This is a genomic window from Rhizobium sp. RAF56 (genome assembly GCF_052113965.1).
Lineage (GTDB): Bacteria > Pseudomonadota > Alphaproteobacteria > Rhizobiales > Rhizobiaceae > Rhizobium.
This window is the reverse complement of sequence record NZ_JBFRDU010000014.1, coordinates 132,006-157,862: the sequence shown is the minus strand read 5'-3', so window position 1 is coordinate 157,862 and position 25,857 is coordinate 132,006. Positions and strand designations below refer to the sequence as shown.

Annotated in this window: 24 protein-coding genes and 3 pseudogenes; 11 read left to right on the top strand and 16 right to left on the bottom strand. The window is 59.0% G+C overall.

Going from position 1 to position 25,857, the window contains the following annotated elements; genetic code table 11:
• Positions 1 to 371 (bottom strand): annotated as a pseudogene (locus AB4048_RS14320) (MFS transporter); the annotation flags it as partial.
• 382 nt (positions 372 to 753) lie between these two features.
• Here AB4048_RS14320 and AB4048_RS14315 point away from each other — a divergent pair.
• Positions 754 to 1,329 carry a methyltransferase family protein gene (locus AB4048_RS14315; protein ID WP_442202629.1) on the top strand — a complete coding sequence of 192 codons (576 nt, stop codon included), beginning with the start codon at positions 754 to 756 and terminating at the stop codon, positions 1,327 to 1,329.
• A gap of 162 nt (positions 1,330 to 1,491) precedes the next feature.
• Here AB4048_RS14315 and AB4048_RS14310 read toward each other — a convergent pair whose 3' ends face one another.
• Positions 1,492 to 3,225, bottom strand: a complete 1,734-nt coding sequence (locus tag AB4048_RS14310; RefSeq protein ID WP_442202628.1) for an adenylate/guanylate cyclase domain-containing protein — start codon at positions 3,223 to 3,225, stop codon at positions 1,492 to 1,494.
• 392 nt (positions 3,226 to 3,617) lie between these two features.
• On the opposite strand from AB4048_RS14310, the pseudogene AB4048_RS14305 reads away from it, so the two are divergent.
• The 3 genes and pseudogenes from AB4048_RS14305 to AB4048_RS14295 form a co-directional block, all read left to right on the top strand.
• Positions 3,618 to 4,109: pseudogene (locus AB4048_RS14305) on the top strand (IS6 family transposase); the annotation flags it as partial.
• Positions 4,110 to 4,164: 55 nt separating this feature from the next.
• Positions 4,165 to 4,479, top strand: coding sequence for a hypothetical protein (locus AB4048_RS14300; RefSeq protein ID WP_442202627.1), 315 nt, complete (start codon positions 4,165 to 4,167; stop codon positions 4,477 to 4,479).
• 17 nt (positions 4,480 to 4,496) lie between these two features.
• Positions 4,497 to 4,703, top strand: a complete 207-nt coding sequence (locus AB4048_RS14295) for a hypothetical protein (protein WP_442202626.1) — start codon at positions 4,497 to 4,499, stop codon at positions 4,701 to 4,703.
• Positions 4,704 to 5,376: 673 nt separating this feature from the next.
• Here the strand turns inward: AB4048_RS14295 and AB4048_RS14290 are convergent.
• On the bottom strand, positions 5,377 to 6,498 hold the full coding sequence (locus AB4048_RS14290; RefSeq protein ID WP_442202625.1) for a PLP-dependent cysteine synthase family protein: 1,122 nt from the start codon (positions 6,496 to 6,498) through the stop codon (positions 5,377 to 5,379).
• 439 nt (positions 6,499 to 6,937) lie between these two features.
• Here AB4048_RS14290 and AB4048_RS14285 point away from each other — a divergent pair, with 439 nt between their 5' ends.
• Positions 6,938 to 7,087, top strand: a complete 150-nt coding sequence (locus tag AB4048_RS14285) for a hypothetical protein (RefSeq protein ID WP_442202624.1) — start codon at positions 6,938 to 6,940, stop codon at positions 7,085 to 7,087.
• A 274-nt stretch (positions 7,088 to 7,361) separates the two neighbouring features.
• Here the strand turns inward: AB4048_RS14285 and AB4048_RS14280 are convergent, their stop codons facing one another.
• On the bottom strand, positions 7,362 to 8,300 hold the full coding sequence (locus AB4048_RS14280) for a LysR family transcriptional regulator (protein WP_442202623.1): 939 nt from the start codon (positions 8,298 to 8,300) through the stop codon (positions 7,362 to 7,364).
• Positions 8,301 to 8,387: 87 nt separating this feature from the next.
• On the opposite strand from AB4048_RS14280, the gene AB4048_RS14275 reads away from it, so the two are divergent.
• Complete coding sequence (locus tag AB4048_RS14275; protein ID WP_442202622.1) at positions 8,388 to 8,930, top strand: hypothetical protein; 543 nt, start codon at positions 8,388 to 8,390, stop codon at positions 8,928 to 8,930.
• 152 nt (positions 8,931 to 9,082) lie between these two features.
• Here the strand turns inward: AB4048_RS14275 and AB4048_RS14270 are convergent, their stop codons facing one another.
• The 8 genes from AB4048_RS14270 to AB4048_RS14235 all read right to left on the bottom strand — a co-directional run bounded on the left by AB4048_RS14270 (position 9,083) and on the right by AB4048_RS14235 (position 17,893).
• On the bottom strand, positions 9,083 to 9,964 hold the full coding sequence (locus AB4048_RS14270; protein ID WP_442202621.1) for a transporter: 882 nt from the start codon (positions 9,962 to 9,964) through the stop codon (positions 9,083 to 9,085).
• Positions 9,965 to 10,628: 664 nt separating this feature from the next.
• On the bottom strand, positions 10,629 to 12,134 hold the full coding sequence (locus tag AB4048_RS14265) for a M81 family metallopeptidase (RefSeq protein WP_442202620.1): 1,506 nt from the start codon (positions 12,132 to 12,134) through the stop codon (positions 10,629 to 10,631).
• Between the two features lie 14 nt (positions 12,135 to 12,148).
• Positions 12,149 to 13,099 (bottom strand): ABC transporter ATP-binding protein, encoded by a 951-nt coding sequence (locus AB4048_RS14260; protein ID WP_442202619.1) that lies wholly within the window; start codon positions 13,097 to 13,099, stop codon positions 12,149 to 12,151.
• Positions 13,092 to 14,057, bottom strand: coding sequence for an ABC transporter ATP-binding protein (locus AB4048_RS14255; RefSeq protein WP_442202618.1), 966 nt, complete (start codon positions 14,055 to 14,057; stop codon positions 13,092 to 13,094). The genes AB4048_RS14260 and AB4048_RS14255 overlap by 8 nt, the downstream gene beginning before the upstream one ends.
• 2 nt (positions 14,058 to 14,059) lie before the next feature.
• Positions 14,060 to 14,935, bottom strand: a complete 876-nt coding sequence (locus tag AB4048_RS14250) for an ABC transporter permease (protein WP_442202617.1) — start codon at positions 14,933 to 14,935, stop codon at positions 14,060 to 14,062.
• The gene (locus AB4048_RS14245; RefSeq protein ID WP_442202616.1) at positions 14,932 to 15,858 is read right to left on the bottom strand and encodes an ABC transporter permease; all 927 of its coding nucleotides are present in this window, start codon (positions 15,856 to 15,858) and stop codon (positions 14,932 to 14,934) included. The genes AB4048_RS14250 and AB4048_RS14245 overlap by 4 nt, the downstream gene beginning before the upstream one ends.
• A 28-nt stretch (positions 15,859 to 15,886) precedes the next feature.
• A complete protein-coding gene (locus AB4048_RS14240; protein WP_442202615.1) occupies positions 15,887 to 17,479 on the bottom strand; it encodes an ABC transporter substrate-binding protein in 1,593 nt (530 codons plus the stop codon).
• Positions 17,480 to 17,506: 27 nt separating this feature from the next.
• The gene (locus tag AB4048_RS14235) at positions 17,507 to 17,893 is read right to left on the bottom strand and encodes a hypothetical protein (protein ID WP_442202633.1); all 387 of its coding nucleotides are present in this window, start codon (positions 17,891 to 17,893) and stop codon (positions 17,507 to 17,509) included.
• Between AB4048_RS14235 and AB4048_RS14230 the strand changes: the two genes are divergently transcribed.
• A complete protein-coding gene (locus AB4048_RS14230) occupies positions 17,894 to 18,304 on the top strand; it encodes a hypothetical protein (RefSeq protein ID WP_442202632.1) in 411 nt (136 codons plus the stop codon).
• On the opposite strand, the pseudogene AB4048_RS14225 reads toward AB4048_RS14230, so the two are convergent.
• Positions 18,218 to 18,451 (bottom strand): annotated as a pseudogene (locus AB4048_RS14225) (hypothetical protein); the annotation flags it as partial. The gene AB4048_RS14230 and the pseudogene AB4048_RS14225 overlap by 87 nt on opposite strands.
• A gap of 124 nt (positions 18,452 to 18,575) precedes the next feature.
• Here AB4048_RS14225 and menC point away from each other — a divergent pair.
• The 4 genes from menC (at position 18,576) to AB4048_RS14205 (ending at position 22,974) form a co-directional block, all read left to right on the top strand.
• Positions 18,576 to 19,703 (top strand): o-succinylbenzoate synthase, encoded by a 1,128-nt coding sequence (gene menC / locus AB4048_RS14220; RefSeq protein WP_442202614.1) that lies wholly within the window; start codon positions 18,576 to 18,578, stop codon positions 19,701 to 19,703.
• Positions 19,700 to 20,470 carry a GNAT family N-acetyltransferase gene (locus AB4048_RS14215; RefSeq protein WP_442202613.1) on the top strand — a complete coding sequence of 257 codons (771 nt, stop codon included), beginning with the start codon at positions 19,700 to 19,702 and terminating at the stop codon, positions 20,468 to 20,470. Before menC ends, AB4048_RS14215 begins: the two co-directional genes overlap by 4 nt.
• Positions 20,471 to 20,725: 255 nt before the next feature.
• Complete coding sequence (locus tag AB4048_RS14210; RefSeq protein ID WP_442202612.1) at positions 20,726 to 21,706, top strand: cupin domain-containing protein; 981 nt, start codon at positions 20,726 to 20,728, stop codon at positions 21,704 to 21,706.
• A gap of 59 nt (positions 21,707 to 21,765) precedes the next feature.
• Complete coding sequence (locus AB4048_RS14205; RefSeq protein WP_442202611.1) at positions 21,766 to 22,974, top strand: MFS transporter; 1,209 nt, start codon at positions 21,766 to 21,768, stop codon at positions 22,972 to 22,974.
• Between the two features lie 1,036 nt (positions 22,975 to 24,010).
• Here the strand turns inward: AB4048_RS14205 and AB4048_RS14200 are convergent.
• The 3 genes from AB4048_RS14200 to AB4048_RS14190 form a co-directional block, all read right to left on the bottom strand.
• Positions 24,011 to 24,244 (bottom strand): hypothetical protein, encoded by a 234-nt coding sequence (locus AB4048_RS14200; protein ID WP_442202610.1) that lies wholly within the window; start codon positions 24,242 to 24,244, stop codon positions 24,011 to 24,013.
• Positions 24,245 to 24,453: 209 nt separating this feature from the next.
• Positions 24,454 to 24,753 carry a hypothetical protein gene (locus AB4048_RS14195; RefSeq protein WP_442202609.1) on the bottom strand — a complete coding sequence of 100 codons (300 nt, stop codon included), beginning with the start codon at positions 24,751 to 24,753 and terminating at the stop codon, positions 24,454 to 24,456.
• A 79-nt stretch (positions 24,754 to 24,832) separates the two neighbouring features.
• Complete coding sequence (locus tag AB4048_RS14190) at positions 24,833 to 25,783, bottom strand: NAD(P)H-binding protein (protein WP_442202608.1); 951 nt, start codon at positions 25,781 to 25,783, stop codon at positions 24,833 to 24,835.
• Between the last annotated feature and the right edge of the window lie 74 nt (positions 25,784 to 25,857).

Sequence of the window (25,857 nt, the reverse complement as noted above, 5' to 3'; positions counted from 1 at the left end):
AACCAGCTCTCAATGACCATATAAGCGCCGGCCATCACGAAGCCTGTGAAGCCCCGCAGGACGATCCAAACATACTGGTCAATCATCAGGCCCGTCAGCAATGCGATGATTGCGCTAGACGCCGCAAAGGTGCCGAACGCGCGGACGTGTCCGATCCGGCGAACAAGTCGCGGTGCCAAGATGCAGCCGATGACGAAGCCGGCCGCCCACGCCGTTCCGAGCAGTCCGAGAGACGCCGTGGAAAAGCCCTCCGCCTGTCCGCGTAGCGGCAACAACAAGCTATGCAAGCCAGTTGCGGCAAGCAGGTAACCGGTGCCGCGAAGAAGCGACAGGATGGGACGGTAACCAGGGGATAGGAGATTGCCTAGCATCGCGATCCTTTCCTGGCTCCGCCAACGGAACTATTTTCGGGACATTCACGCTGACGACCACACCTATCACTGCGAGTCGCATGATTGGTGGAGTGGCGATAAGTTCCGAGGTCTCCAAACTTGCACGCATCCCCAAGTAAGCGGTCATCTTCGAGATAGGGGCACGTTGCTGCGCCGCAAGTCCCGACGTGTGCCAGATGGTTTTCCGGCGAGTGTTCCCCGGTACTTCGACATGCGCCACGCCGCCGCTACCGGACCTTGCATTACAGCGTTCCCTCCGCACCGTCGAATATCTCTGTGAGGACGAGTCGGCGGAATGTCTTTTGGCACTTCGGCGAGCAGACTTATATGGGTGGGGGATCGGGCGTTGTCCTTAGGGAGGTTGAAAGCAATCTTTACTGACACTGTTTATTCCGCTTTGCTGGCTCATCAGGGCGGCGATCTGGTTTGTGGCAGCGCGTGGGGTCAAAAAGACGGCGCGTCAGGAGGAGCCGTTTTCCCGTCTCTCGTATACCGTGCCCCTGTGGCTTACCGCAGCGCTGATGGCTGGGCCCGGCCTGTGGCCGCGATTCCTAGCGATGCGTCTTCTTCCGGAAAGCCTGATGATCTATGCGATCGGTGCAATGGCGGTTGTCGTCGGGCTCGGATTTTCGATCTGGGCTCGCTACACCTTGGCCGCAATTCGAGCGGCGTTATCACGGTCAAGGAGCGACATGAACTCATCGGCACCGGCCCCTATCATCTGGTTCGCCACCCGGTCTACAGCGGGCTGATCTTGGCGATCATCGGTTCGGCTATTGCGCGCGGCGGCATTGCGGCTCTCCTGGCCGTCGGCCCGGTGTTGTTTTCCTTCCTTCGGCGCGTGCAGATCGAGGAGCGCTGGATGGCCGAGACCTTCGGTACGGCCTGTGGAGAATACCGGGCATCCACGCCCGCGCTTGTGCCGTTCTTGAGATAGCGATCGGTAATTTGACAAGCCGGACCGGTAAGTTGGTGGGTGATCGTCGTAGGCATTGACTTTGGAGGTATAGCCGACGCTGATCAGTCTAGGAAATTTAGTTCGGTTCCTTTCCAGTTGTCGTGCCAAGCATGACACTTGGAATGCCGGGCGCGTCCGAACCTATTTTGGGACATGCCACGACCCGTCCCAGTTTTCGGGCAACGGGTTCGTCTTGATGCTCTCGATCCGGGCCAGCAGACACATCGACGGTCCGTCGCCAGGTGTTGCCTCGAGAGTCGATGTGAGGGCGCTAAACGCGTCATCCCATCGACGTTCACGGTAAGCCGCAAGCCCTTGCTGGTATCGGTCCCGTGATGTCAATCGTTCAGGTGTCACTTCGCCCGAACGTCCAAGGATTTCGAAAATGACCTCCGGGCGCGTCTGGCCTTCGACGACGATCCTATCGACTTCCCGAAACTCCACAGCGCCGGCAGCCGCGGCGATTGTATTTGCGGAAACTAGGTTGCGGGTGCCGTAAATTTTGTTGGCGCCTTCCAGGCGCGAGGCAAGATTTACGACATCGCCCATTACGGTATAACTCATCATAATGTCGGAGCCGATGCTGCCGACCAGCGCTTCTCCTGTCGCAACGCCAATCCTAAGATCACATCTCTCCATCGGCGTGCCACGCACACCCAGCAGATCCGGAATTTCCCGACGCAACCTTTCGATCTGTTCGATCATCTCCAGGGTGGCGAGACTTGCAAGGCGCGCATGATCGGCCTGACCGACGAAGGGAGGCCCCCAATAAGCCATAATGCAATCGCCGATATACTTGTCGATGATGCCGCTGTTGGTTCGCACCGGCTCGGACATGAGCGAAAAGTAGCGGTTCATGATCTTGACCAGACCCTGCGGCACAAGGCCTTCGCTCAGGGTCGTAAATCCCTTCAAATCGCAGAACAGCACCGTCATCAGTCGGCGCTGGCCTTCGGCTGCGGTCAAGTTCGGCTGATCGATAAGACCTTCGACGACACGCGGATCGATATACTTGCCGAATGTTTCTCTGACGCGCCGGTTGTCACGCAACTGCACGACCATCCGGTTGAAGGCAGCCGCAAGCTCTCCGATTTCGTCCCGTGTCGTCACATCGATGGGTTGATCGAGATGGCCGGCCTCGACGGCGCGCGTACCTTCCAACAACCTCCGGACAGAGCGAATGATGCCGCCGCTTACGAGATTGGCGAAGATCAATCCGACGACCGCAGCGAGCAACGTAGCGATACCAGAGATCAGCACCGCCTGGGACTGCTCGGCCTTGATCGTTGCGATGGCATCATCACTTTCTTTAACCATCTCCTGGCGCAGGGCTTCGATCTTTTGGGAGAGTTCGTCACGTAGCGTATCGACACGTGACAGGAGAGGTCCGACTTCGGCGAAGTCCCGCGCATCGAGCGACGTAAACAACTCTCTATTCTCCTGCATAAGCAGGCGGCGGCCGTCGGTCATCAGGCTGCCGAGCCGGCTCTCGATACGAGCCAGCGCAACATTGTTCGACGGCGTACTCGTATCCGCTATAATTTCGTTGATCAGTTCGCGCGCCGCACGAGCTTCGCGATCGACTTCGGCGCTCTTGGCTTCGTACAGTTGCTTGCGCGCCACGTATCCGGCCTCATCAGGCGGTTCCTGCATCTTGGCAATTACCATCCGCCGGAGCGCCAGCGCGCGCTCCAACGACAGGATATCGATGCGCGTCAGGTGGGCGTTGGCCGGATTGTATCTTGTCGTCAGCTCGTCGAGCAGATGACCCACCCGCCCGACCATCACCATTGACAGTACGGTAGTCGCCATCATCAGCACGATCAGCCCGGCGGCAATCGCGACGATGCGCCTTTTGATCGACTGCTTGATCATCGAGCCGGACAAGGCTCTTAGATTTCGAGCAAGCGTATTTGAAATGTCCCATCCCCCGGATGCGCGCGCATCAACCCGCGAGCCCTGTCGTAACACAAACCCCTCTACGGTTGAAGGCGATCAGCGAGACCCGTTGGGTCGAAGAGATTTCTTTGATCGGTAGCGTCGCCGCTGCGGTGACAGCAAGGATAGCGCGCCCGTTTCGGACGGCAATCAGCAAGGCGATTTCGCGGCAGCTTCTCGCGCAGCGCCTTTCCGGCTGCCAGACGGTTCTCCCGGGAGGGAACGCAATCAAGATTGCTAGATGCAACAGGCCTAGCTGGTTGAATGCCATTCATGACCGAACTTCCGCCCTACAAGGATCAGGACGAACTTGCCATCAACGATGCGAAGGGAAGAAGCAGTGGCCTTGGCGGGCCGTGGATCAGGACGGGTTCGTGCTCGATGTCCTCGCGCAACACCGGTGCAATGCCACGTGCCGCAAAGCGTCTGATGCGAAAGCTCCTGAGAGGGCAAGGCCGCGCACCACGCGTGATGATCACGGACAAGCTGCGGTCCTATGGTGCGGCAAAGCGCAGTATCATGCCTGACGTCAAACACCGCTCCCTCAAGGGACTGAACAATCGAGCTGAGAACTCACATCAGCCGATCCGCCGACGGGAGAGGATTATGAAGCGCTTCAAGTCGCCAGACCAGCTTCAGCGCTGCTTTCCACCAATGATCCGATCGCCAACCTCTTCCACATTCCCCGCCACGACATTCCGTCCCGCCGTTATCGCGAGCTGAGAAGCACCGCGAAGCAGATGCGGATGCGGACTGAGATTGCCCATCTTCAGGTCGCCTGTTCACAGTCCGCACGTAGTACTCTGGCTCGAGGCCGATAAGTTGACAGTCCCCTGTGAACGATTCCTTCTGCCTCAAACGGTGATTTCAGTCGCCGTGGTCGTAGTCATCGCTATCATCATCGTTATCGTCGTCGGCAGCTATCGAAGGATCGACGACGGGCACAAGGAACAAGAGCCCACGGTCTTGATCACCAGGGCCCCGCGACCTGCCCGAAATCGTATGGCTGGCTTGGCAGCTTTCGGCTTCCTTTGGCAGCGCGCCGCGCAAACGGATCTCCGAGATGCCATCCCAGAGGGAACAACCTTGATTCTGAAAGATGACCAAGTCTCGCCTGAACGCCGTGTCTTCCAGCCGCGCCTTGGCCTCATCCTCATCTGCCGCGTCAAAAACGACGATCCCTCGTCCTGAAATTCACCGGCCGGCGCTTGCAGTCGAAGGTGTTCTGCGTCCCGGTTAGGCTGGAGCTGCCGCCGGAGAAGATTAGGGAAATCGCCGAGAAGTATCTCGAAAAGCGCCCGGATGAAGCCGCACACCCGTCCGGCCTCTACCCCCTCGTCATTCTGAACGCACTGATCGAGAGATTTCCTTGCAAGCCGGGTTTGTTGCTGGGCGCCTTGAAGACTGATGAGTGAATACGTCTGTCGGGCTTTGTCCATTGTTGAATAGGTCAGCAAGGCCCCCTCATCTCAGGTGCTTCCAAGCGGCGGCGGTTGCCGCCTCGCGCCAAGTGTTCATCTCCGATGCGCGAAAGGCGCGGTGGGTGGAGAAACCTTTGGGCTGATCCATCGCTCTTGAACCTTTGCATCTGGCGTTCTCGTTAGTGGGCCATGTCCGTCGCCGACGTGCCGTTGCTTGATCTGCTAGACACCGCGCAGTCGTCAAATAGCAAACTAGACTAGCCGCGCGGAACTCACCTTCCTGAAGAACGCCAATGTGGCGGCGGCACTCGCGCTCGCGGGCGCCGGACAATGGCACGAATACTCGGTGGTCTCACCGCTCGCGACTACTCGATCAGCATGCAATGCCCGACGAAGCCCATAGGCTTGGCTCGTGGCTGGCACCTTTGCCCGAGACCATCCCGACCTTGCTCGGTTTCGGGTGACGCCGGCGAATACATTTGCGGTCGGCGCCGAAGCAGGCGATATGCTCATGAGCACGCAGCCTTCGAAGCTTTCGGCGACCATCGATGGGCACTCGACGCGATCCGGGCCCCCATTACTTTTCCTCGGTGCTCCCCGACAGTTGTGTCGCGGACCCTGGCACGCCAGCCTGCAACGCCGCCTCATTGTGAGACTCTCTGAGTATCTATTGGTTAACGCACCGATAGTCGCCGGTGTCCAGAAAGCGCTCCAGCATTTCACGGTATGGATCGATATTGAGACCGTGCTCCTTGAGCCATGCTCGATTGAAGTAGGTCGCAGAGTATCGATCACCACTGTCGCAGATCAGGCTGACAAGCGACCCCTGCCTTTTGTCCCGGAGCATATTCGCCGCAATAAAGCAGAGGCCAAAAAAGTTTGTTCCTGTCGAGCCGCCGACCTTCCTGAAAAGGCGATCGGACAGCACGTGCATGGCCGCAAGCGATGCTGCGTCGGGTATCCGGATCATGTGATCGATGACTGATGGGATGAATGACGGCTCGACACGGGGACGTCCGATCCCCTCGATGCGGGACCCCTGCGGCCGCGTCACATCAACGTTGCCGGTTTTGTACGATTCATAAAAGGCAGAATGTTCAACATCGACGACACAAAGTTGGGTCCTCAGACTCTTGTATCGGATGTAACGTCCGATTGTGGCCGACGTGCCCCCTGTACCCGCGCTCATGACAACCCAATCCGGTACAGGATGACTCTCCCCCTGCATCTGATTGAAGATGCTTTCCGCGATGTTGTTATTGCCTCGCCAGTCAGTGGCACGTTCAGCATTGGTGAACTGATCAAGATAGTGCCCGCCGGTTTCAGCAGCTACCGCAGCGGCGACATCGTATACGTCTGCGGCCCGTTCAACGAAATGGCATCGGCCTCCAAAGCGCTCTATCGCTGATATCTTCGCGGCGCTTGTGCTCCGAGGCATCACGGCGATGAAAGGCAACCCAAGAATTTGAGCAAAATAAGCTTCCGACACTGCTGTCGAACCGGAGGAAGCTTCGACCAGGTTTGTGCCCTGTGAGATTCTTCCGTTGCAAATCCCATAAAGGAAGAGCGAGCGTGCAAGGCGGTGTTTAAGGCTTCCCGTCGGATGGGTGCTTTCGTCCTTAAGATACACGGAAATGCCCTGGAGACCCGAAAACGTAGGCTTCACAAGGTGAGTATCCGCCGACCGTCGGCCATCACCTTCAAGCAACTTAATAGCGTCATGAGCCCATTCACGGTCCACGACTGGCAGCGGTCCTAGTTCCGGGCATGTTACGATGTTATCCGCCATTTCATGCATCCTTCAATGCTCTAACGGCTTCGACTTCAAACTGCGCAGCCTTTGGAAGGGCAGGTCACGGACGAGTACGATCGTCTTCACTGTTCGGCTGAGTTCGGTGCCTGCTTTAGTTGCGATGGCGCTGATATTTGAAAGGCGCTGCCGGATTTGTTCGACCATCATCCGAAACAATTTCACCCGTCTTGGCATCTATGGGCAACTGACCGGATGCAGAGCAAGCCTCCTACTGCGATAGCTTGCGAGCGTGGTCTAATGGCTACGGGTGAGAGCTCGATGAGATTGGATGCATATCTGCTCTTTGAGGTCCCGATTGCGTTGCGTTGAAACGTCGGCCGCCTTGGTTGCACAACGTCCGAAGCTCGACGACAACCTGGCGCGCCAAGACAGGTATACCCTGAAAAGGGACAGGTTGGAATGATTTGAACTCGGCTTGCTCATCTTGGCCGGTTCGCTGATCGCCCCCCAGTGCTGTGCGCGCGGCTTGGACGTCCGCCGCGATAGCTTCCCCGAACCTGGCCTTGTCGAGGAACAGGTGATTGACATCGCGACCGAGCAATTGAAGAAATCCCTCGCCGACTAGCAGAGTTCGGCTTGCCGAAAGTGGCGACGAATATTGCAACTACCATGGAAAGGCGCGACGCGCTGCAAGCGATGAAGGCGTGATGGCCGCGCTCTTTTACAGAGACGCGGCTGCGGCGGCAAAACACAATCCCACCTCGCCGTCCGAAGTTTCTGCCTACAACATACTCGAAGGCCGCTGACGATAGACGCTGGCGCGGTCGGCAAGGGTACGCTTGTCGAGCCACCTTTCTGATCGAGGATAACGTCACCCAGTTCACCGCGGACAGGCTTGCTTACCGGTTGCTCCGAGCTTTGCCGGCCGCAGACGAACGGTTCTTGACGTGATTGATGAAAGCTCGCAGTTTCGGGGTCATTTGATGGTGGCTGGGATAATAAAGAAATACGCCTGGGCCTGTCGGCGCGAATGATTGAAGCACCTCTATGAGCTTTCCAGCTCTGATCTGGTCAACAGCGATCGGCTTCGGCACCTGAGCCAACCCCATGCCCTCGACGGCTGCGCCGAGCATGGTCGGGAAGTCGTGAGCTATGAGCGGCCCGGCGACGGCGACTTCGATGACCTGGCCGTTGTCGTTGAAGGTCCACAGCGCGAGCGCGCCGTTGGACCGGCGCATTCTGAGGCACGCGTGTTGGCGCAGGTCATCCGGGATCCGCGGCATCTCCCGGTCCGCAAAGTAGGCCCGGCTCCCCACGATCGCGAACCGAAACGGCGGCGTCAGCCGAACCGCCATCATGTCGGCGGCGATGAATTGACCCATTCTTATGCCTGCATCGAACCCTTCGGCCGCGAGATCGACCAGTTTCTCGCTGGCGGCGATCTCTACTTCGACCTCGGGATAGACTTGGGAAAAGGAAGCAATAAGCGGCTCGAGGACGATCGGGACAACGGCGCGTGGCACCGAGAGGCGCAGCCTTCCAGTCGGTCGTTGTCCAAGGTCGCGCGCGACCGCGCCAGCGGCGACGAGTTCTTCGAAGGCTGGCTTTGCGCGCGAGAGGAATCTCTCCCCGGCTTCCGTCAGCCCGACACTGCGCGTTGTTCGTATGAACAGAACTGCGCCGATGCGCGCCTCGAGCGTGCGCACAGACTGGCTAATGGCCGATGGGGTCACGCCGAGTTCGGCCGCCGCCTTGCGAAAGCTCCGGTGCTGGGCGACGCTCAGGAATGCCTCCACCCCGTCGAGCGCACCTTGCCTAACTGTGAAGTTGTGCTTCATGCCCCATCCATATTATCTCGAATAGTTGCCCACCGTAAGCGGACGTATATCTGGTCTGGAAACCAGTAGCTAAGACACGAGGCGAAAATGTCCGCAGCATCTATCTTTCAGCTTCACCTGGTCCTGGGCTATGTCCCTTGGCTGCTTTGCGTTGGCGCCTACGTCCTGCCCTGGCTTAAGTCGATAGACCGCGCCGAGGCACAGCGGGTCATCGCAACGCTCCATAGCTTCCGCTTCTTCGGACTCGTGTTCATTCTTCCCGGTGTCGTCGGTCCAAATCTGCCGGGCGACTTTGCCATCGGGGCCGCCTATGGTGACATCGCCACCGGGGTGCTGGCCATGTTGGCCCTAAGTTCGTTTCGCATCCGTCCACTGTTTTGGCTGTTCGTCGTTGCATTCAACCTCGTGGGAGCCGGTGACCTCGTCATCGACTACTATCACGGCAACCAGTCCGGCCTACCTGTGTTGGCGGGGCAGCTAGGCGCGGCCTACGCGATTGTGATCATCTACGTGCCACTGCTGATGATCACGCATATCGTTGCGCTCTATTTGCTAGTGTGTCGCCAGCCAACGACCGTTCAGACCCTTCACGGCGATCTCATCACCACGTGGCCGGCCCAGACACACTGATAGGCCGACAAAATGCGCCCGGTGCGAACCGATGTCCTCACCGGTGGAGGGCCAAATGCGGTTACTGATGAAATTGCCGGCGACATACGGGCGTGTCGGCTCGGTCGAATTCGCTCGAACGCCACCAAGCTCTCAAAACCGCTGCGGCAACGTCACCAGCGTAGTTGCCATGCAACAGCGAAGACGCTGAACTCGCTTCCGGTGCGGGTTGAGATTCCTGTACTTGCGTTGAATTTCACAGAGTTTTGGCGATCCAAAGGTAGTGCAAACGTTAAGCCGGCCCGCGTGTTCGATTGCTCGTTATCTCCCCTAATGCCGTTTACCGTGGTGCGCGCCCCTGTAAAGAAGGTGCCATCCAGCGAAACCCAAACGCCGGATTCAAAATTGTAAACGATGTCGCCGCGCACAGCGTAGATCGGTGCCTGTGACAATGTGCGATCACCAAAGAAATCAGTATTGTCGGTGAAAAATGTAACACTTGGAGCAACTTCCACCAACCAAGGTCCCGACGCCTTCGAAATACCCAATTCCGGCCTGAACGACCAGCGGTTGTTGCCGAGATTTAACAGCTTTGTGTCGTCATATTGTCCCAGCGGGGCCGATACCTGCAGGCTCGCTCCGACAATGAAATCCTGCTGGTAGTTCGCAAACTCCTGTGCCGAAAGGGCGGGGGCGCCCAACAGATTTATCGAAAGTCGAAATCGTGGATCACCCAGTCCTGACATCTCGCGCTCTTTGGGCTGGCCGCCCACGAGACCGTTCGCGAAAAAAGATGAATAGGGCAGTATCACATCGAACTTGGCTGATTTGCCCCCTATATCTAGCGTTCGAACATAAGCCAAAGCTTCAGTGTTGCTGTGAAAATGCGCATCCGTGATCGACGATGATGGATCAAATGCAATTTTGCCTTCCGAGTATAGGTGGCCCAATATCAGAAAATTCAGTCCAACCGGTGCATTTGTGTACAATCTCGGTTCAGCATCCTGCGCCTTCACGCTTGTGATCGGCAGTAGGATCGCGATGATCTCGAGCATTATCCAAAGTGAACGTCGAGCAGCGGCCCAGCCAAGGACTGCAAAAGCGCTGTGTGCCCTTTGGATGTCCAACTCCGACGCTGCGCAACGCCCCTGCGAATTCTCGCAACGAACTTTCGAATGAAGATGTGTCCAGCTGCAGAAACACGATGTATTTCGCCTTTCCCCCTTCTGCACGTCAACCGCTCCTTGGGCAACAGCGTCGAATGTTTCCTTGATATCCGGGAAGGGTTGTCCTTGCTACCTTTAATACCAGCAGCGACAAAGCTACTTCTCGTTTTGCCTGAACAGATATAATTTTTCGGCCGTTCCATGTCGCCATTGGCGCCGATTGATGTGCTTGCGCTGCGGCGTCTAGGCCGAGGCCAGAACGCCCCCGCTTGCCGGTGCTAGCCCCGCGGCACGGACTGTAAGAGGAGCAAGGTAGCACGTACCAAGGCGCGTGCCGCTGCCGATGCTTATTATCTCATCGCCGACCGGATCGACCGAGAGGCTCGATCTTGGCCAGCGAAATGAAGTGGCGTCTCTCCCGCTAATCGCGAGGCCCTATCCAGCTAGTCGCACGTTCGGATTCGCTGGGTGGTGCGGTCACCGTAGTCATTCTCCGTGGTGATCGTCTTGGTCACGCAGTTAGACGTTCATTGCTCCTGAGCGAATGCCCCGTTCAGATCGCCAGATCAGGATCAAGCGGGAAGATTGGGCGGGGGGCATTCTTGTAGGGACGTTTGTGCGCCTGCGGTGTCGACAGCGCACCAGAATCGCAGACGATAACTCGACCCGCGATCGGCTCGAAGGCAGCGCGGAAATGCTGCATCGACTTCAACGCCACGACGGATTTCTCTTCTGGAATGATGCCGAATGCCTTGAACTGCTGCAGGTCCAGCATCTGGCCCCGCTCGGTCGTGATGAGAATGTCGATGTGGGCGACGCGAAAAACTACAGATGTGCCGAAGGAGAAATGCAGGCCTCCGATCATCGGTCCGTCGCCGATAAGGTTTCCGTCCGAGATCAACCGGATCTCTCCGGTCAGCACGAGTGGACCACCGCCGAGCGCCGGGTCGTTCTTGCCGCCGATCGGCGCTGTAACGACGGACCCGACCGGATGGGCGGAGAGCGCGAGAGCCGCGTCCGGATCGATGACGGGACCGAACGTGGCATTCTGCAAAGCTCCGTCGATCATCGCCTTGAGCAAGTTGGTCGCGTCGCCATAGGCTCCCGAACCCGGATTGTCTGCGTAGTCGGCAATGATGAGTGGGCCATTTGACGTATCGAAGTCCTGGGCGATTTTTACCGCGTCCGTGACGTCCAGATAGACGTTTTCGGTCTCTCTCCGGACGTCCCAGATGACGTCGGCGATCCCTTCCGCAATGTCCCTTGCGCGTACGGCCGCGCCGGGCAGGTTGGAATCGTAGGTAACGAGAACCGTTGGCCCAACGTCACGAATGTCCGCCTCGCCAAAACCGGAATTTATCGATACGGCCAGAATGCCCGGCTCCGTTTCATATTTCCGCGCCGCCTCGTAGAGTGGCACGATCGGCCCGGAATCGGAGCGTCCGCCGTTGACTTCATCCAGCATGGGGCGATGGGCGCGAAGCGTCGCCGGCCGGGTGTTTCCGGCCATCGCGTTTTCCAACTGCCTTGCCGCTTGTTGGCCGGCGAGGCGCATATCAACATGCGGATAAGTCTTGTAGGAAACGATGATGTCCGCGTCGCGAACCATGTCGGGAGTTGCGTTGGCGTGTAGATCGAGCGTTATCGCGATAGGCATCTTGTCGCCGACAATTGCGCGGATACGTTTCAGCAGTTCGCCTTCGCCATCCTCACAGAATTCGGTGACCATCGCGCCGTGCAGGCCGAGCAGGATGCCGTCGAGCGTTTCTTTCTTGGCTTCGACGGCAGCGCAGATGCGGTCCGCCACATAGTCGAAAGCCTCGCGGGAAACCTTGGAGCCGGGTTCGGCATGCGCGGAGATCACGTGGCTGACCTTCCAGCCCGCTTCACGTGCGCCGTCGAGAAAGCCGGCGAGTTCGGTGGGGGCGTCGCCTCGCTCGGCAATGGCAACATCGCCTTCCTTGAGGAGATCCACTTCGAAGGCACGAAGCTGGGTGAGACCCATCTTGAAAGTGTTGCTTTCGTGGATGAATTCGGCGGTGAGAACGTGATGGCTCATGGTGACCTCAGGGATCAAAGGGGATGAAAACAGGCGACACGGTGCCCATCCGGCCCGGTCTCCAAAGAAGGGATTTCTCCGCCGCAACGTTCGGATGAACGGGGACAGCGCAGAGCGAATGCGCAGCCCTTCGGCAAGTTGAAGGGCGAGGCAATTTCGCCAACCAGCGGCACAACCTCCTTGCGACGCTCGGGATCGGGCACGAAATTGCTGTCCAGCAGGGCGCGAGTATAGGGATGCCGCGGCTCGCTGGTTGGATCAGGCAGTTCTTCTACGATCGAGCCGAGATACATCACGACGATACGGTCGCAGAAATAGCGGACCAGCCCGAGGTCATGCGAAATGAAAATGTAGGTTAGCCCAAGCTCGGCCTTTAGGGCTTCCAGCAAAGAGATGATTTGCGCCTGGATTGAGACGTCTAGCGAGGCGGTCGGCTCGTCGAGAATGATCATCTGCGGGCTGAGCGCTAGTGCCCGGGCAATTCCAACCCGCTGGCGCTGTCCGCCCGATAGATGGTGCGGATAGGCGTTCATCATCTGCAAGGGCAGGCCGACCTGCTGCAGCAGGGCTTCGATACGTCCTTCCGGCACCGCCAGACCTTGTACTGCAAAGGGCTCGCGCAGGCATTCGGCGATGGTGAAACGCGGATCGAGGGAAGAATATGGATCCTGGAAAACCATCGCCATCCGCCGACGCATCAGTCGCATTTCGCGGCGCGAGAGTTTGGGAAGCGCGGTGCCGTCGAACCGCACCATGCCACCGGTCGGTTCGATCAGGCGCAGCAGCAAGCGCGCAAGCGTGGATTTACCGCAGCCGCTTTCACCAACAATGCCGGTAACCGAGCCGCGCCTGACACTGAGATCGACCTCGCGAACGGCCATCATCCGGCTCGGTTTGGAAAACAGCCCGCCGCCCAGCTCGAAACTTTTGGAAAGCCCTTGCGTCGAGAGCAGGATTTCATCCATGGGCCGGTTCCTCCAGCGGATAGTGGCAGGCGACCGTTCCCCCTCCAGCAAGCGGAGACTGGACGGGAACGATGGTAGCGCAGCCTTCGCCCGCCCGTGCGCAGCGGGGATGGTAACGGCACCCGACAGGATACTGGGCAACGCCCGGGACCGTTCCGGGTATGCCGGTCAGGCTGCCACGTGCCATGCCCGCTCGCGGAATGCAGTCAATCAGCGCCGCCGTATAGGGATGGGCCGGATGGGCAAAAAGCGGACCGACGGCGCGGGTTTCGGCCTGCCGCCCGGCATATAGCACCGCAACCCGATCGCAGACCTGCGCCACCACGCCCATGTCATGGGTAATCAGCATCAGCGCGACGTTGCGTTCTTTCACAAGCCGCGAAAGGATCGCGACGATCTGCGCCTGCACTGTGACGTCGAGCGCCGTGGTCGGCTCGTCGGCGACGATCAGATCGGGCTCGCCGGAAAGCGCCATGGCAATGACGATCCGCTGCTTCATGCCTCCCGAGAGCTGGTGCGGATAGGCATCGCAAAGCGCTGCGGCTTCCGGAATACGCAGTTGCGACAGTATGTCGATGGTGCGCCGCCGTGCATCCGCTGCCGAAAGCTTCAGGTGCAGCTTCGCCACGATGTCGATCTGGTTGCCGATCGTGTCGATGGGATCGAGGGCAGTCATCGGATTCTGGGTGATGAACGCGATCCGTTTGCCGCGCAGCGCCCGAAGCGACGGCTCAGGCATGCGGGCAAGATCGCGGCCATCGAAGCGGATCGCGCCGCTTGACACCGTCCCGCCGATCCGGCCGAGAAGGCCCGTGACGGCAAGAGCCGTCAGCGACTTCCCGGAACCGCTTTCACCAACAAGGCCAAGGATTTCACCGCGATCAACCGAAAAGCTCAGATCGGCGACCGGCGTGACTGCCGCAATGCGAATGGAAAGGTTCTCTACTTCAAGCAGCATCGTCACACTTCCCGCATCCGGCTTCGGATATCGAGCGCGCGAACCAACGCATCGCCGAAAAGGTTCACCGCGATAACGGTGCTGGCAACGGCAAGGCCCGGGAAGAGGATGATCCATGGCGCGCGGAAAAGCTGGGCGGTACCGGAGGACATCATCGCACCCCAACTCGGAGTTGGCGGCTGGGCACCGAGTCCGAAGAAGCCGAGCGTCGCTTCGAGAATGATGCCGTCTCCCGTGGCGAGCATGCCGGAAACGAGAACCGGCGCCAGCGAATTCGGCAGGAGATGGCGCAAGACGATGTGGCTGTCGCGCGCTCCCAGGCTGCGGGCTGCCTCGATATAGGTTTCGTTGCGGATGGCCATGATCTGTGCCCGGGTAAGCCGGGTGAACTGGGCGAGATAGGCGACGCCGATAGCTGCCATCGTGCCGGTTACCCCCGGTCCAATGATTGCGACCAGGAACAGGGCTACGAGGATCTCGGGAAACGACCAGGTGAGATCGACGACGACGGAGACGGCGCGATCCAGCCAGCCGCCGAAATATCCTGCCGTCGCGCCGAGAACCATGCCGGTGATCACTGAAATGCCGATGGCGATTGCCGAGACCGTCAGCGAAGTGCGGGCTCCGTAGAGGATACGGGTCAGGAGATCGCGGCCGAATTCATCGGTGCCGAGAAGGTGCGAAGCGTCCGGCGCCCGGAACGCATCGGTGAGGTTCTGGATATCGTAGTGGTAGCCGGTGAGCCATGGCGCAAGCACCGCCCCGCAGATGACCAGCAGCAGCCAGCCTCCTGAGAGCGCGCCCTTCGGCGACCTGAGAGCGCGTTCGATTGCGCCCTGTTGCCGCGGGGCGGCCTGCGTTTGTGTCAAAAGGGTCATCTGAGTGCAGCTCTTACGCGAGGATCCATCATTGCCTGCAGCAGATCGCCAATCAGCGTCCCGAGCATGACGGCCATGGCCAGCATCAACAGGCACGCCTGAACGACTGGATAATCATGTTGATTGATCGATTTGATCAGCAATGTGCCGAGGCCGGGTCTCGCAAAGACCACCTCGACCGTGACGGCGCCGCCGAGGATCCAGCCGATGCGAAGCGCCAGAATAGTGATCACGGGCATCAGCGCGTGACGAAGCACGTGGCGGATCTGGATGCGCCACGGGTGAAGACCCTTGGCATGCAGTAAGGTGATAAAATCCTTCTGCATCACGTCCAGCATCGCGACCCGGGTGACGCGGGCGACAAGCGCCGTTCCGCCGAGACCGACGGTCAGCACCGGGAGGACCAGTGAACTCCAGCCGCGGGCACCCGAAACTGGGAACCAGCCAAGCTGCACCGAGAAGGCGAGGATCAGCAACAACCCGAGCCAGAAGCTCGGAAGCGTCGAGCCGAGTAGCACGCCGCCCATGATTGCCTGATCGACCACGGTGTCACGCTTGCTGGCGGCGATGAACCCAAGCGAAACGCCAACGACGGTGGAGAATGCCAGGGCCAGCGCGCCAAGTTGCAAGGAGTAGGGCAGGGCCTGCCCCACGAGATCGGAAACCGGCCGCCGGGCAACGATGGCGTCGCCGAGATCTCCGGTAAGGAGACGACCGAGCCACAGCGCGTACTGCTCGACGAGCGGCTTATCGAGGCCATAGCGTTCAGCTATGACCTCTTTCTGGGCGGGGCTAGACCCCACCTTGACGAGATTGTCGATCGGGTCCCCTGGGATCAGATGGATTACCAGGAAGACCACGACCGACACCGCGAGAAACACGGGCACCAGCATAGCCAGCCGTTTGATGACGTAACCGAGCATGGCGCCCTTTTCCTTAGCCTGCCGAAGCCTAGTTGATGACCTCGGTGTCCATGATCGCCGCTGCCTGATACTGCGGCGAATTGATGGTTTCTGGAACCTTCAGGCGGTCCTTGTTGTATCCCACGGTCTGCACCGGCTGGTAGATTGGTGCCATCGGGAACTGTGACAGGACGTATTCATGGTAGGCCGTGAAGTTCTTCACGCGTTCTTCCATGTTTGCGGAGCCGGATATTGCCTTCTTGCGCAATTCCTCAGCCTTCGGGTCATTGAACATCGAGACATTCGGGTAACCAAGGCGATCGCCGCCGAAGAACCAGTCGATGATATCGGCATTGTCCCAGAGATAGCCGCGAACAGCGATCTGCTGCTTGCCGCTCTTGTACTGGTCACGGATCGCTGAGCTATCGAACGTGGTAATTTCGGCGTCCATTCCGACCGCCTTGAGTTGTGCCTGCACGACCTCGGTCAGGCGGCGGAAGCCGGTGTCGCTCTGGGTCCATAGAGTGACCTTGAGGGGCTTGCCGTCCTTGATGCGAATGCCATCGGGGCCCATCTTCCAGCCGGCTTCATCGAGAGCCGCCTTGGCGCGATCCGGATTGTAGCTGATCTTGTACTGGTCAGCGACCTTCGATTCCGCCAGCGAGGAGATCAGGAACGTATCGGCCGCCGCGCCCACGCCGCTATAGATCGATGCCAGGATTTCCTTCTGGTTGATCGCCTTCGCAGCGCCTTCGCGGACCTTGATATCATTGAAGGGCTCGGCCTTGACGTTCATCGGCATGTAGAGCACTTCCTGGCCCGGCAGGGTCAGAACGCCGACATTCTTCTCCTTGGCGAGTTCGCCGAGATAATCGGTGGGAACGCTGAGCAGCATATCGACGCCGCCGGTTTTCAATTCGAGGAATGCCGTGGAATCCTCCGCGATTTCGCGGAAGGTGATCCGCGCGATCTTGCCCGGGCCTGTATTCTTCGAGAGTTCGGAACCCCACTTGTAATCGTCGTTGCGAACGAGAACGGTTTCCTGGCCGACGGTGAAACTTTCAAGCTTGTAGGGGCCGGTGCCGATGGCTTCGGTGACGCCGAATTTGTCGCCGAGAGCCGCGTAGGCCTTCGCCTCAACGACGCCCATGAACAGGCTCGACAGGTTGTAGAGAATGTTCGGATCCGGATGCTTCATTTCAAACTTGACAGTGTTCTCGTCCACCACGTCGACCTTGTCGATCGCCTCGGTCAAATAGGCGTTGTCGGTGCCGGCAAAGAGCGCCAGCCAGGCCTTTACGGCTTCGGCGTTGAAGGGCTCGCCATTGTGGAACTTGACGTCCTTCCTCAGGTGGAACACCCAGGATTTGCCATCAGCGGCTTCTTCCCAGCTTTCCGCCAGGTGCGGATGGTATTTCGACTGGTTGTCACGCTCGACCAGGCGGTCATAGATCAGCGATGTTGCGCCGTTGAGGTTCGATGCCTTAGGCGGGTTGTACGTGGGAGCGCCGACGTCCGCCGCTTTGATGACGAAAGTTGCCTCCTGCGCTTCGGCTTCGGTCCCAAAACCGGCGGCGAAAGGCGCCATGGTACACAGGCAAACCCCGGCAGCCAGCAGGGCGGTACGGAAATTCAGTGTCATTGCTGTTCCTCCTATAGGTGTTCTTAGTCAGTTTTCAGGCCCGCTCCGGTCACCGGCATGACCGATCATGCGGTGATAGAGCGACGATACTTTCATCATGCGGTCCTCGACCTCGGCGCCAAGCGCCTGGAAAACGCCGTTGACCATCAGGGAAATCAGGCTCGCCATGGCTGGGGTCGTGTCCCAGAACTGGTTGAGGTTGGTCTGGACGGTGAGCATCTCGTTCACGAGGCCTCGACCCCAGTCGCAATAGGGATCGGTGATCAACGTCACGGGTATGCCCATTTCGCTTGCCTCGACCGCGAGCCGCCATGTAAGCCGCGAATAGCGGCGTCCATCAATCAAGACAAGGCAGGTGCTGGCTGGGTCAGACAGCAGGATTTCGGCGAAGTGTCCGCCTGCAAGATCAGCCATATGCACGCCATCGCGCAGATACTGCAAGTTATGCGCGAGATCGTAGGCGTGATGACGCTCGGTTTGGAAGCCCGCGACATAAACATTTTTGCAATGGGCAATCCGCGCGACTGCACGCTCGAATTCTTCGGTGGCGGCGAGCTCGTAGACAGCCACAAGAGCTGCGATCTCGAGCTCCAGAGCCTTTGCAAGTTCCGCCTTGCCCATGGAGGATCGCTGGTGGAAGTCGCGAAGCCGGTCACCGATCAGCCAGGCGCGGTCGCCAAGATCAGACTGCAACAGGCTCTTCAGTTCGCGGAAGTGGGCAAGGCCAATCGATTTGCAATAGCGGCCAATGCTGGCCTCGCTGACGCCAATTTTTTGGGCGATGGACGACGCGGTCTCAAACGGCAAGCTATTGATATTGTTTAGGAGATAGTTAGCGATGGCGTTTTCGGTGCGGGTTGCGCCCTCCAGGCTTGCAGAAACCTTGCGGTGCAATTCGCTTTCTGAAATCCCGGGTTTTTCCACGCCGCCCCTCCCTGAGCTGCGCCCCTTGCAGGGGGTCACCAAACACATCTGACACATATATTTCATATAATCAATAATGAAAAAAAAGTTTCATTTCTTTCTGGCCAGGGGTTGCATTTGCTTTCCGGCGGACATCAGATACGGCAAAAGGCAGCCATTCCGGGAGAACCGAATGCCATCAGTGGCCCAACACGCGCTCAAGATCGACAGTGCCGAACTTCGCCTCGTACGGCTCGAATTGCTGACGCCCTTCACAATCTCCACGGGAACGATGCACGAAAAGATCATCCCGCTGCTGATCCTGCGATCGGGAGGGCTTGAGGGTTATTCAGAAGGTGTGATGGATCCGCTGCCCGACTATCTCGATGAGCAGATCCCCGGCGCGATGGCGCTCCTGCGAGATGCGCTGCTGCCGCAGGTGACCGGCGCGGCATTTGAAAACCCGCAAGCGCTGGAGCCGTTGTTAGCACCGTGGCGCGGCCACCAGATGACCAAGGCGATGGTGGAGATGGCGTTCTGGGACCTCTGGGCGAAGTCGCTCGGACGGCCGATAAAGACCCTTCTCGGCGGATCCGGCGATGCCATCGATGTCGGCGTTTCTCTCGGAATCGGCCCCGTTGCCGAAACCCTCGGCCGGGTCGCCTCCCATGTCGAGCAGGGCTACAAGCGCATCAAGCTGAAGATCAAGCCGGGCCATGACGTAGCATTGGTCGCGGCCGTCAGAGGCGAATTTCCCGATGTTGCGCTGAGCGTCGATGCCAATAGTGCCTATACGCTCGCCGATACCGGCATGCTGCAAAAACTTGACGGCTACGGTCTCGATTATATCGAACAGCCGCTGGCCTGGAACGACATTCAGGATCATGCGACCCTGCAGCAGCGGATTTCGACGCCGATTTGCCTTGATGAAAGCATTCGCAGTGTCAAGGATGCCCGCAAGGCGCTGCAGATCGACGCCGGTCGTGTCATCAATATCAAGGTCGGCCGCCTCGGCGGCTATCTCGAAAGCCTGCGCGTCCACGATCTCTGCGCTGCCTTCGAGGTGCCGGTCTGGTGTGGTGGAATGCTGGAATCCGGCATTGGCCGCGCCCACAACATTCACCTCTCGACGCTTCCGAATTTCACGAAACCGGGCGACACTTCCTCCGCCAGCCGCTATTTCGCTCGCGACCTCATTCAAGAAAAGCTCGAGGCTGTCGGCGGCCGCATGCCGGTTCCCGAAGGGCCTGGCATAGGTGTGACCCCGGACTGGACCTTCATCGATAGTATCACCTTGTCCACAGAAAGCTTCTCGGGATGACGACAATTGAATATCGCCCTCTCGGAAGCCTTGTCGAATTCAAGGCGGCCGAAGCTTTGCAAAGGGCCGTCTGGGGCCAAGGCGACAAGGAAGATCCCTTCGATCTGCTGATGGTCATTCAGGGGCAGGGCGGGCTAGTCGGCGGGGCATTCGTTGAGGGCCGACTTATGGGCTTTGTATTCGGTTTTCCGACCCGTCATCAGGACGTGCAATATTCGCATCGCCTCGCCGTACTGCCGGATGCCCGCGGCCTCGGTCTTGGACTGGGGCTCAAGCGATTCCAGAGGCAATGGTGCCTGGATAACGGAATCCGCCGAATCCGTTGGACTTATGATCCCTTGCGAGTTGCCAATGCCGCCCTCAACATCCGGGCTCTGGGTGCGCAGGCCTCAACCTACTACTGCGATTTCTACGGCGAGATGGAGGGCATCAACAAAGGGGCACCTTCCGATCGTCTGCGAGTGGATTGGATCCTTGATGATTCCGTTGCTATTCGCCGCATGCAGGGCGACCGTAGTCCGCTCGAATATACCCCCGGCACTACTCGGGTGATCGTGATACCTGAGGATTTCGAACGGTTGCTTTCGAGTGATAGTGATCGGGCAACCGAAGTCCGGTTTGAAAACCGGGCGATCTTCCAGCAGGCACTGGCCGACGGCTATGTGGTCAGGGATTTCGACCCCTCGAGGCGCTGCTATATTCTCGCGACCACACCGCCTGCCGCATCGCCGCAAGATAGCCGAACGCCGAGGCGCACCATCCCATAACTATGAGCGGGACGCCCATCGACTTCAATTCGGACAAAGCCGTCGCGGAGCTGCACTCGCCAGACGACGTTTTGGATGAAGCTCTGGTCGGCTTTTTGTTCCATTGGTGAGCCGGGTCGCAGATCAGCTAGGCTGAGACATTGGAATTCTACTACGAGCGGGTCAGTTGCTTCCATTCCCATTGATGACCTCAGAGGCGGCCATGACGCAGATGCCTCACTTGCAGTCCGGACGGCCGGCATATAAATTACCTCAATGCTTGATCGTTCATCCCGTTCTCCGACGCAAATTCCGACGGACGCACTAAGCGAAGTTCTACAGGACTTTCGCCTGAGTGGAGTCAACTACGGCCGCTGCGAGCTACGTCATCCATGGAGCATCGCCTTTCCGCAGCAACACCTGCTTCGCTTTCATTTCGTCAGTGAGGGGCCATGCTGGATCTATACCGAAGCCCAAGGATGGCAGGAGTTGCAGGACGGCGATCTGGCGTTGTTGCCACAAGGTGTCGAACACCGACTGGCCAGTAAGCCCGATGTTGTCGGGGACTCGCTTAAGAGCTGTCAGGTCAACAGGTTGGGGGGCAATGTCTGCGAAGTGCTGCAGGAAGGAACAGGAGCGACGAGCACCTTGTTCTGCGGTTCCATGGCTTTGGGTGCGAATGCCCTCAACCCTTTGATCGCTCTGATGCCACCGATCATCAAGGGTTGTGATGTTGCTGGCAATGATCCGATCGTCGGCCCCCTCCTCGCCGCCATGACGGCAGAGGCGTCGCAGCCTCAAATCGGCAGCGCCACGGTCTTGTCACGCATGGCGGACGTTCTGGTCGCGCGGCTTATTCGCTGCTGGGTCAATTGCAGCGGAGCCTCGACCAGCGGCTGGCTCGCCGCGATCCGTGATCCTCATATCGGTCGTGCGCTGGCAGCCATGCACCGAGATCCCGGCCATGACTGGACGCTTGAGACCCTTGCTGGCGTGGCAGGTCAATCGCGCTCGATCTTCGCGGAACGCTTCAGCGCCATCTTAGGGGAAGGAGCGGCACGGTATCTCGCCCGTCTGCGCATGCAGCTTGCACGAGAGTTGCTTGGTCAAAACATGTCGGTTGCCGAGGTCGCTTCTCAGCTGGGCTATGAATCGGAAGCTTCTTTCGCTCGCGCCTTCAAGCGCATCACCAGCATTTCACCTGGCGTTGTGCGCCGCACCATTTCCGGACGAACGGACATAGAATTCGGACTTTAGGACACATATCATCCTGGAAGACTCCGCTATTAAGACCTCCAAACCTTGGAGGTACTTCAATGACAGACACAACATCACAGCTTGACTGCCCCGCGATTGGCCTCGATTCTGTCGTTCCGAGTACATGGAGCCCCACGACCTGGTTTGCCGTTATTTCAATGGCAGCCACAAGCTTTGCGCTGGTGTCAGCTGAATTCCTGCCGGCAGGTCTGTTGACGCCAATGGCGCGTGACCTTGGCGTCAGCGAGGGAACCGCCGGTCAGGTTGTCACCGCCACCGCGTCTGTTGGCGCGGTGACGGCCTTGTTGAGCAATGTTCTCATCGGCAAACTGAACCGGAAGACTGTCCTGGTTGGCCTAAGTGCCTTGGCTATCGGCTCCAATCTCGTGGCCGCGCTCGCGACGGATTTTTGGCTATTGTTGTTGGGCCGAGCCGGGCTGGGCATCGCGCTCAGTGGTTTCTGGGCGCTTTCAGTTGCCGTCGTGGCGAGATTGGTTGGCACCAATGCGACAGGTCGCGGTATGGCTATAGTCACCCTCGGGGTCTCTCTTGCCACCATAGCTGCACCATCTATGGGTGCTTTGATTAGCGATGGGCTCGGCTGGCGTGCCGCCATGGCCATGACTGCAGGGCTCGCAGCTATTGCGATGCTGCTGCAGATACTCAGCTTGCCGACGCTACCCGCAAGCACAAGCAACAGTCTTTCCGACGTCTTCCGGCTGACGAAACGGCGCACTGTTCAACTGGGAATGCTTGCCATCCTCTTGCTGATGACGGGACATTTTGCCGGCTCGGTCTACGTGCGACCCTTCCTCGAACAAGTGACGCTCCTTGGCACCGGGCCGATTGCCTTGGCGCTCCTCGGGTTTGGCATCGCCGCTGTGATCGGCAATGTCGCTGGCGGCCGACTGGCAGACGCCAATATCCGCATGGCGCTCGCTGTCACCGGCGTATTGATGGCGTTTTCGGCGCTTGCTCTCGTACTCTGGGGTGCATATAGCGGCATCGCGTTTGCCCTGGTTGCACTTTGGGGTTTCGCTTTTGGGATGGCTCCGGTGGTACTGCCTACCAACTTGTCCCGGGGCGCAGCGGACGCCTTGGAGGCTGCTGGCAGCCTGATGGTCGTTTCCTTCCAGGTCGCCATCAGCATAGGTGCGCTGTTCGGCGGCTATATGGTCGATCACTATGGCGCCTCAGCGCCATTGACATTTACAGCCGTCTTGGCGGGATCGACTATCGTTCTGGCGCTGCTTCAGCCCCGCAGCTGACTCTTGAAGCTCCGGCCAAGGTGAGCAGAAGAGGCGAGGTCTCAAGTGGCCGGAGTGCCGGGTGAGGCTAAATCCGTGACATGGCGGTGCTTTCTCGTTCCGGGGAGGAAGCACCCTCAGATCGCCGATGACCGCGACAACAACGATCTCAATTAGCGGCGTAGAAGATCGGCGCTCACGACTAGCAGGCCCGGTGCGCGCCCGCATAATAGTCATCGAGCCACTGGTCGCCGTCGCTGCAAAGGTGACATTACCAGGACAACTCGGGTTGCAGTTGCGCCGGAAGCGGTCGAAAAGACTAACTATGGCCGTGGCGATGGTGAAGGTCTGAAGCTCGGGGGTCTCTCACCAATACCGTCAAGCTCTCGACACATTGCGATCCATGGCTTGAGACATCTCAGCCCTAGGTGGACATCGACGGCGAGCGGATCCATTCGGCGTCGAGGCATCAGCCACAACGCCTTATCAGATTTTGCGGATCGAGCCCGGTCCTTCGTGAGTTTCCGAATAGATTGGTCGCAGTTTCGGCAAGGGCGGTGAACTGGTCTGGCGCGGCACTTCCAAAGTTCTGTCATTGTTGGCCGCGGCTCAAATCCCTTTCACAGACTGCGTGCTATGACGTCGGAGAGGATCTCCGCTGCGGCGGTTCCTGCGATACCGAGGTCCCTGACGCTGCTCATATGATTGGCCCGCCCGATCGCTCTTCTCACGACCGTGCGTCCCTGTTTCTCCAGAGAACTGGCAAATTCGTTTCCCTGTCGATGGAAAGGAGGCGTCTCGTCAGCGCCTACAGCGACAACAACGTGGCAGCTTTCAGCGTGGGTGTGAATCAGCACCGAAGGTCCCCCCCGGATAAAAGGCAGCAAGTGCATGACTTTGCATGCAAAATCGCGATCCGGGCGGGGTCATTATCTGCGTCGGTCGTGACCCCTCCCGATTTCAATTTTGTGTATGTAAATCAATGTATTACGCAGAATCGGCAGGGGTCAACCTTCGATGCTGTTTCACACATTTGGCTGTGAATGAGGAGCCCATTTCAGTGCTCGACCTTGCCGAGCGCCTCCGCCAACCGGACGTTCGTCTGCTCGTTTTCTTGCAGGGCGAACATCTCATTGAGGATGACGTTGGCGATCGCCGCCATTGCCTCTTTGCGATTCCAACCTACCGCCACGACTTGGTCAACGAGCTCGTGCACCTTCATCTCGACTGCCATCTCGCAATCGCTTGCACGGTCCTCATAGGGCTCAGGCTGCATCGGAGGCAGGATCATGGCGGGTCTCCCTGGGTGAAGACTTAGGAAGCTGGAGCGGGCGCTCCTGGAGTCAATCCCTGCGTCTCTTGCTGCGGATCCACTCCCGGCGGTCACCTATTGGGTTCTCCTCACGGATGACCCGGCCGCGGTGGTGCGCAAGTTTCATGACGCACCTGCTGCGAAGGAGGAAGACGCTGAAAGGAGTTCCTGCCAGGCCAAAATAAACCTTAGTAGGTGACGATCTCGTCGCGGTGCTCGGGCCGGCAAGGCTCGGCGGTGACGAAGAAGCCAGCGTGATTGACCAACTGCCCACGGTAGAGTTCGACATCCCAGACCTCCTCACATTGGCAGTCGCAGTCGAGGTTCTCGTCCTCATCGGCGCCACACTGGCGGTCGACGTCACCGTCGTCGTGGCCAAAGAAACCAGATCCTGTCTGGGTTGCCGCCAGAGACGACGAGCGCCTGGTCGCGCCTGTCGAGATGGTTGGCGCCTTCGTGCTGGCCCCGTCAATTCGCAGGGCAAACAATCCGCATATTTTGCGCTATACACCACCCAATGAGGCGCGCCGGCGGCGCGGGTGATGAGCTGTCACGGATAGCGACTCGTCACAGGCACTTCATCGCGGCAAGCGTGGTGCCCAGTGCCTCGTCGAGCGAGGTACGGGGTTCGGCACCGATCATTGCTTGCAGCTGGTCGCTGCGCAGGCGGACAGGACGGTCCCACAGATATTTCATTTCGACCAGTTCCCGCAGCAGCGGCACGAAAGGCGAGGCAAGCCGTATCATCAGCCACGGAATGCGCTTGACCGGAACTTTCGGTCCACCGAGCACACGGCGAATAGCCTCCACCATCCGGGTTCCGTCGGAATCCCAATGCCCCTCCATGTGGAAGGTGGCGAAATCACCGAGATTGCCGTGCTCGATCAGGCGGACCATCGTCTCGGCCACGTCGGGTAGATAGGCCCACTGATGTCCCACACCGGGCTTACCGGGATAGCTGATCACTGTCGGACGTTGCCCAGGCTTGAGAAGGCCCTGGCTCAGCCAGTTGTTTGCCGCCTTGGGACCGAAGAAGTCGCCGGCACGCACGATTAGCACCGTGGCTTCGCCGCTATCCGCCGCCGCCCGCAGGCGACGCTCCATCTCGACCCGTATCTTGCCTTTCCGGGTGCAGGCGTTTTGCGCTGCATCCTCTGAAATCTCCGGAAAAACCTCGGTGCCGTAATTGTAGATGGTGCCCGGCAGAAGGATGCAGGCACCGTTCGCACGTGCCGCTGCAATCGTGTTGTCAAGCATCGGCAGGACCAGCTTGTCCCAGTCACGGTAGCCGGGCGGGTTCACCGCGTGGACGATAAGCGATACGCCGTCTGCTGCCGCGGCAACGTCGGCAGCATTCAAGGCATCGCCCTTGATCCACACGAACCGCGGGTCTTTTGCGGCGCGGTCGGGATCGCGATTGAGAGCACGCACCTGCCAGCCTGCCGAAACAAGCCTCGCTGCGACCTCGCTGCCGATTCCGCCCGTTGCTCCGAGCACCAATGCCAATTTCCGTTCCATGTCCGTCTCCCTCGTTTGGTGAAGCCAATGTCGGGGATTTTCCGGCTGAACGAAATTGTCTTTAATCTTATATA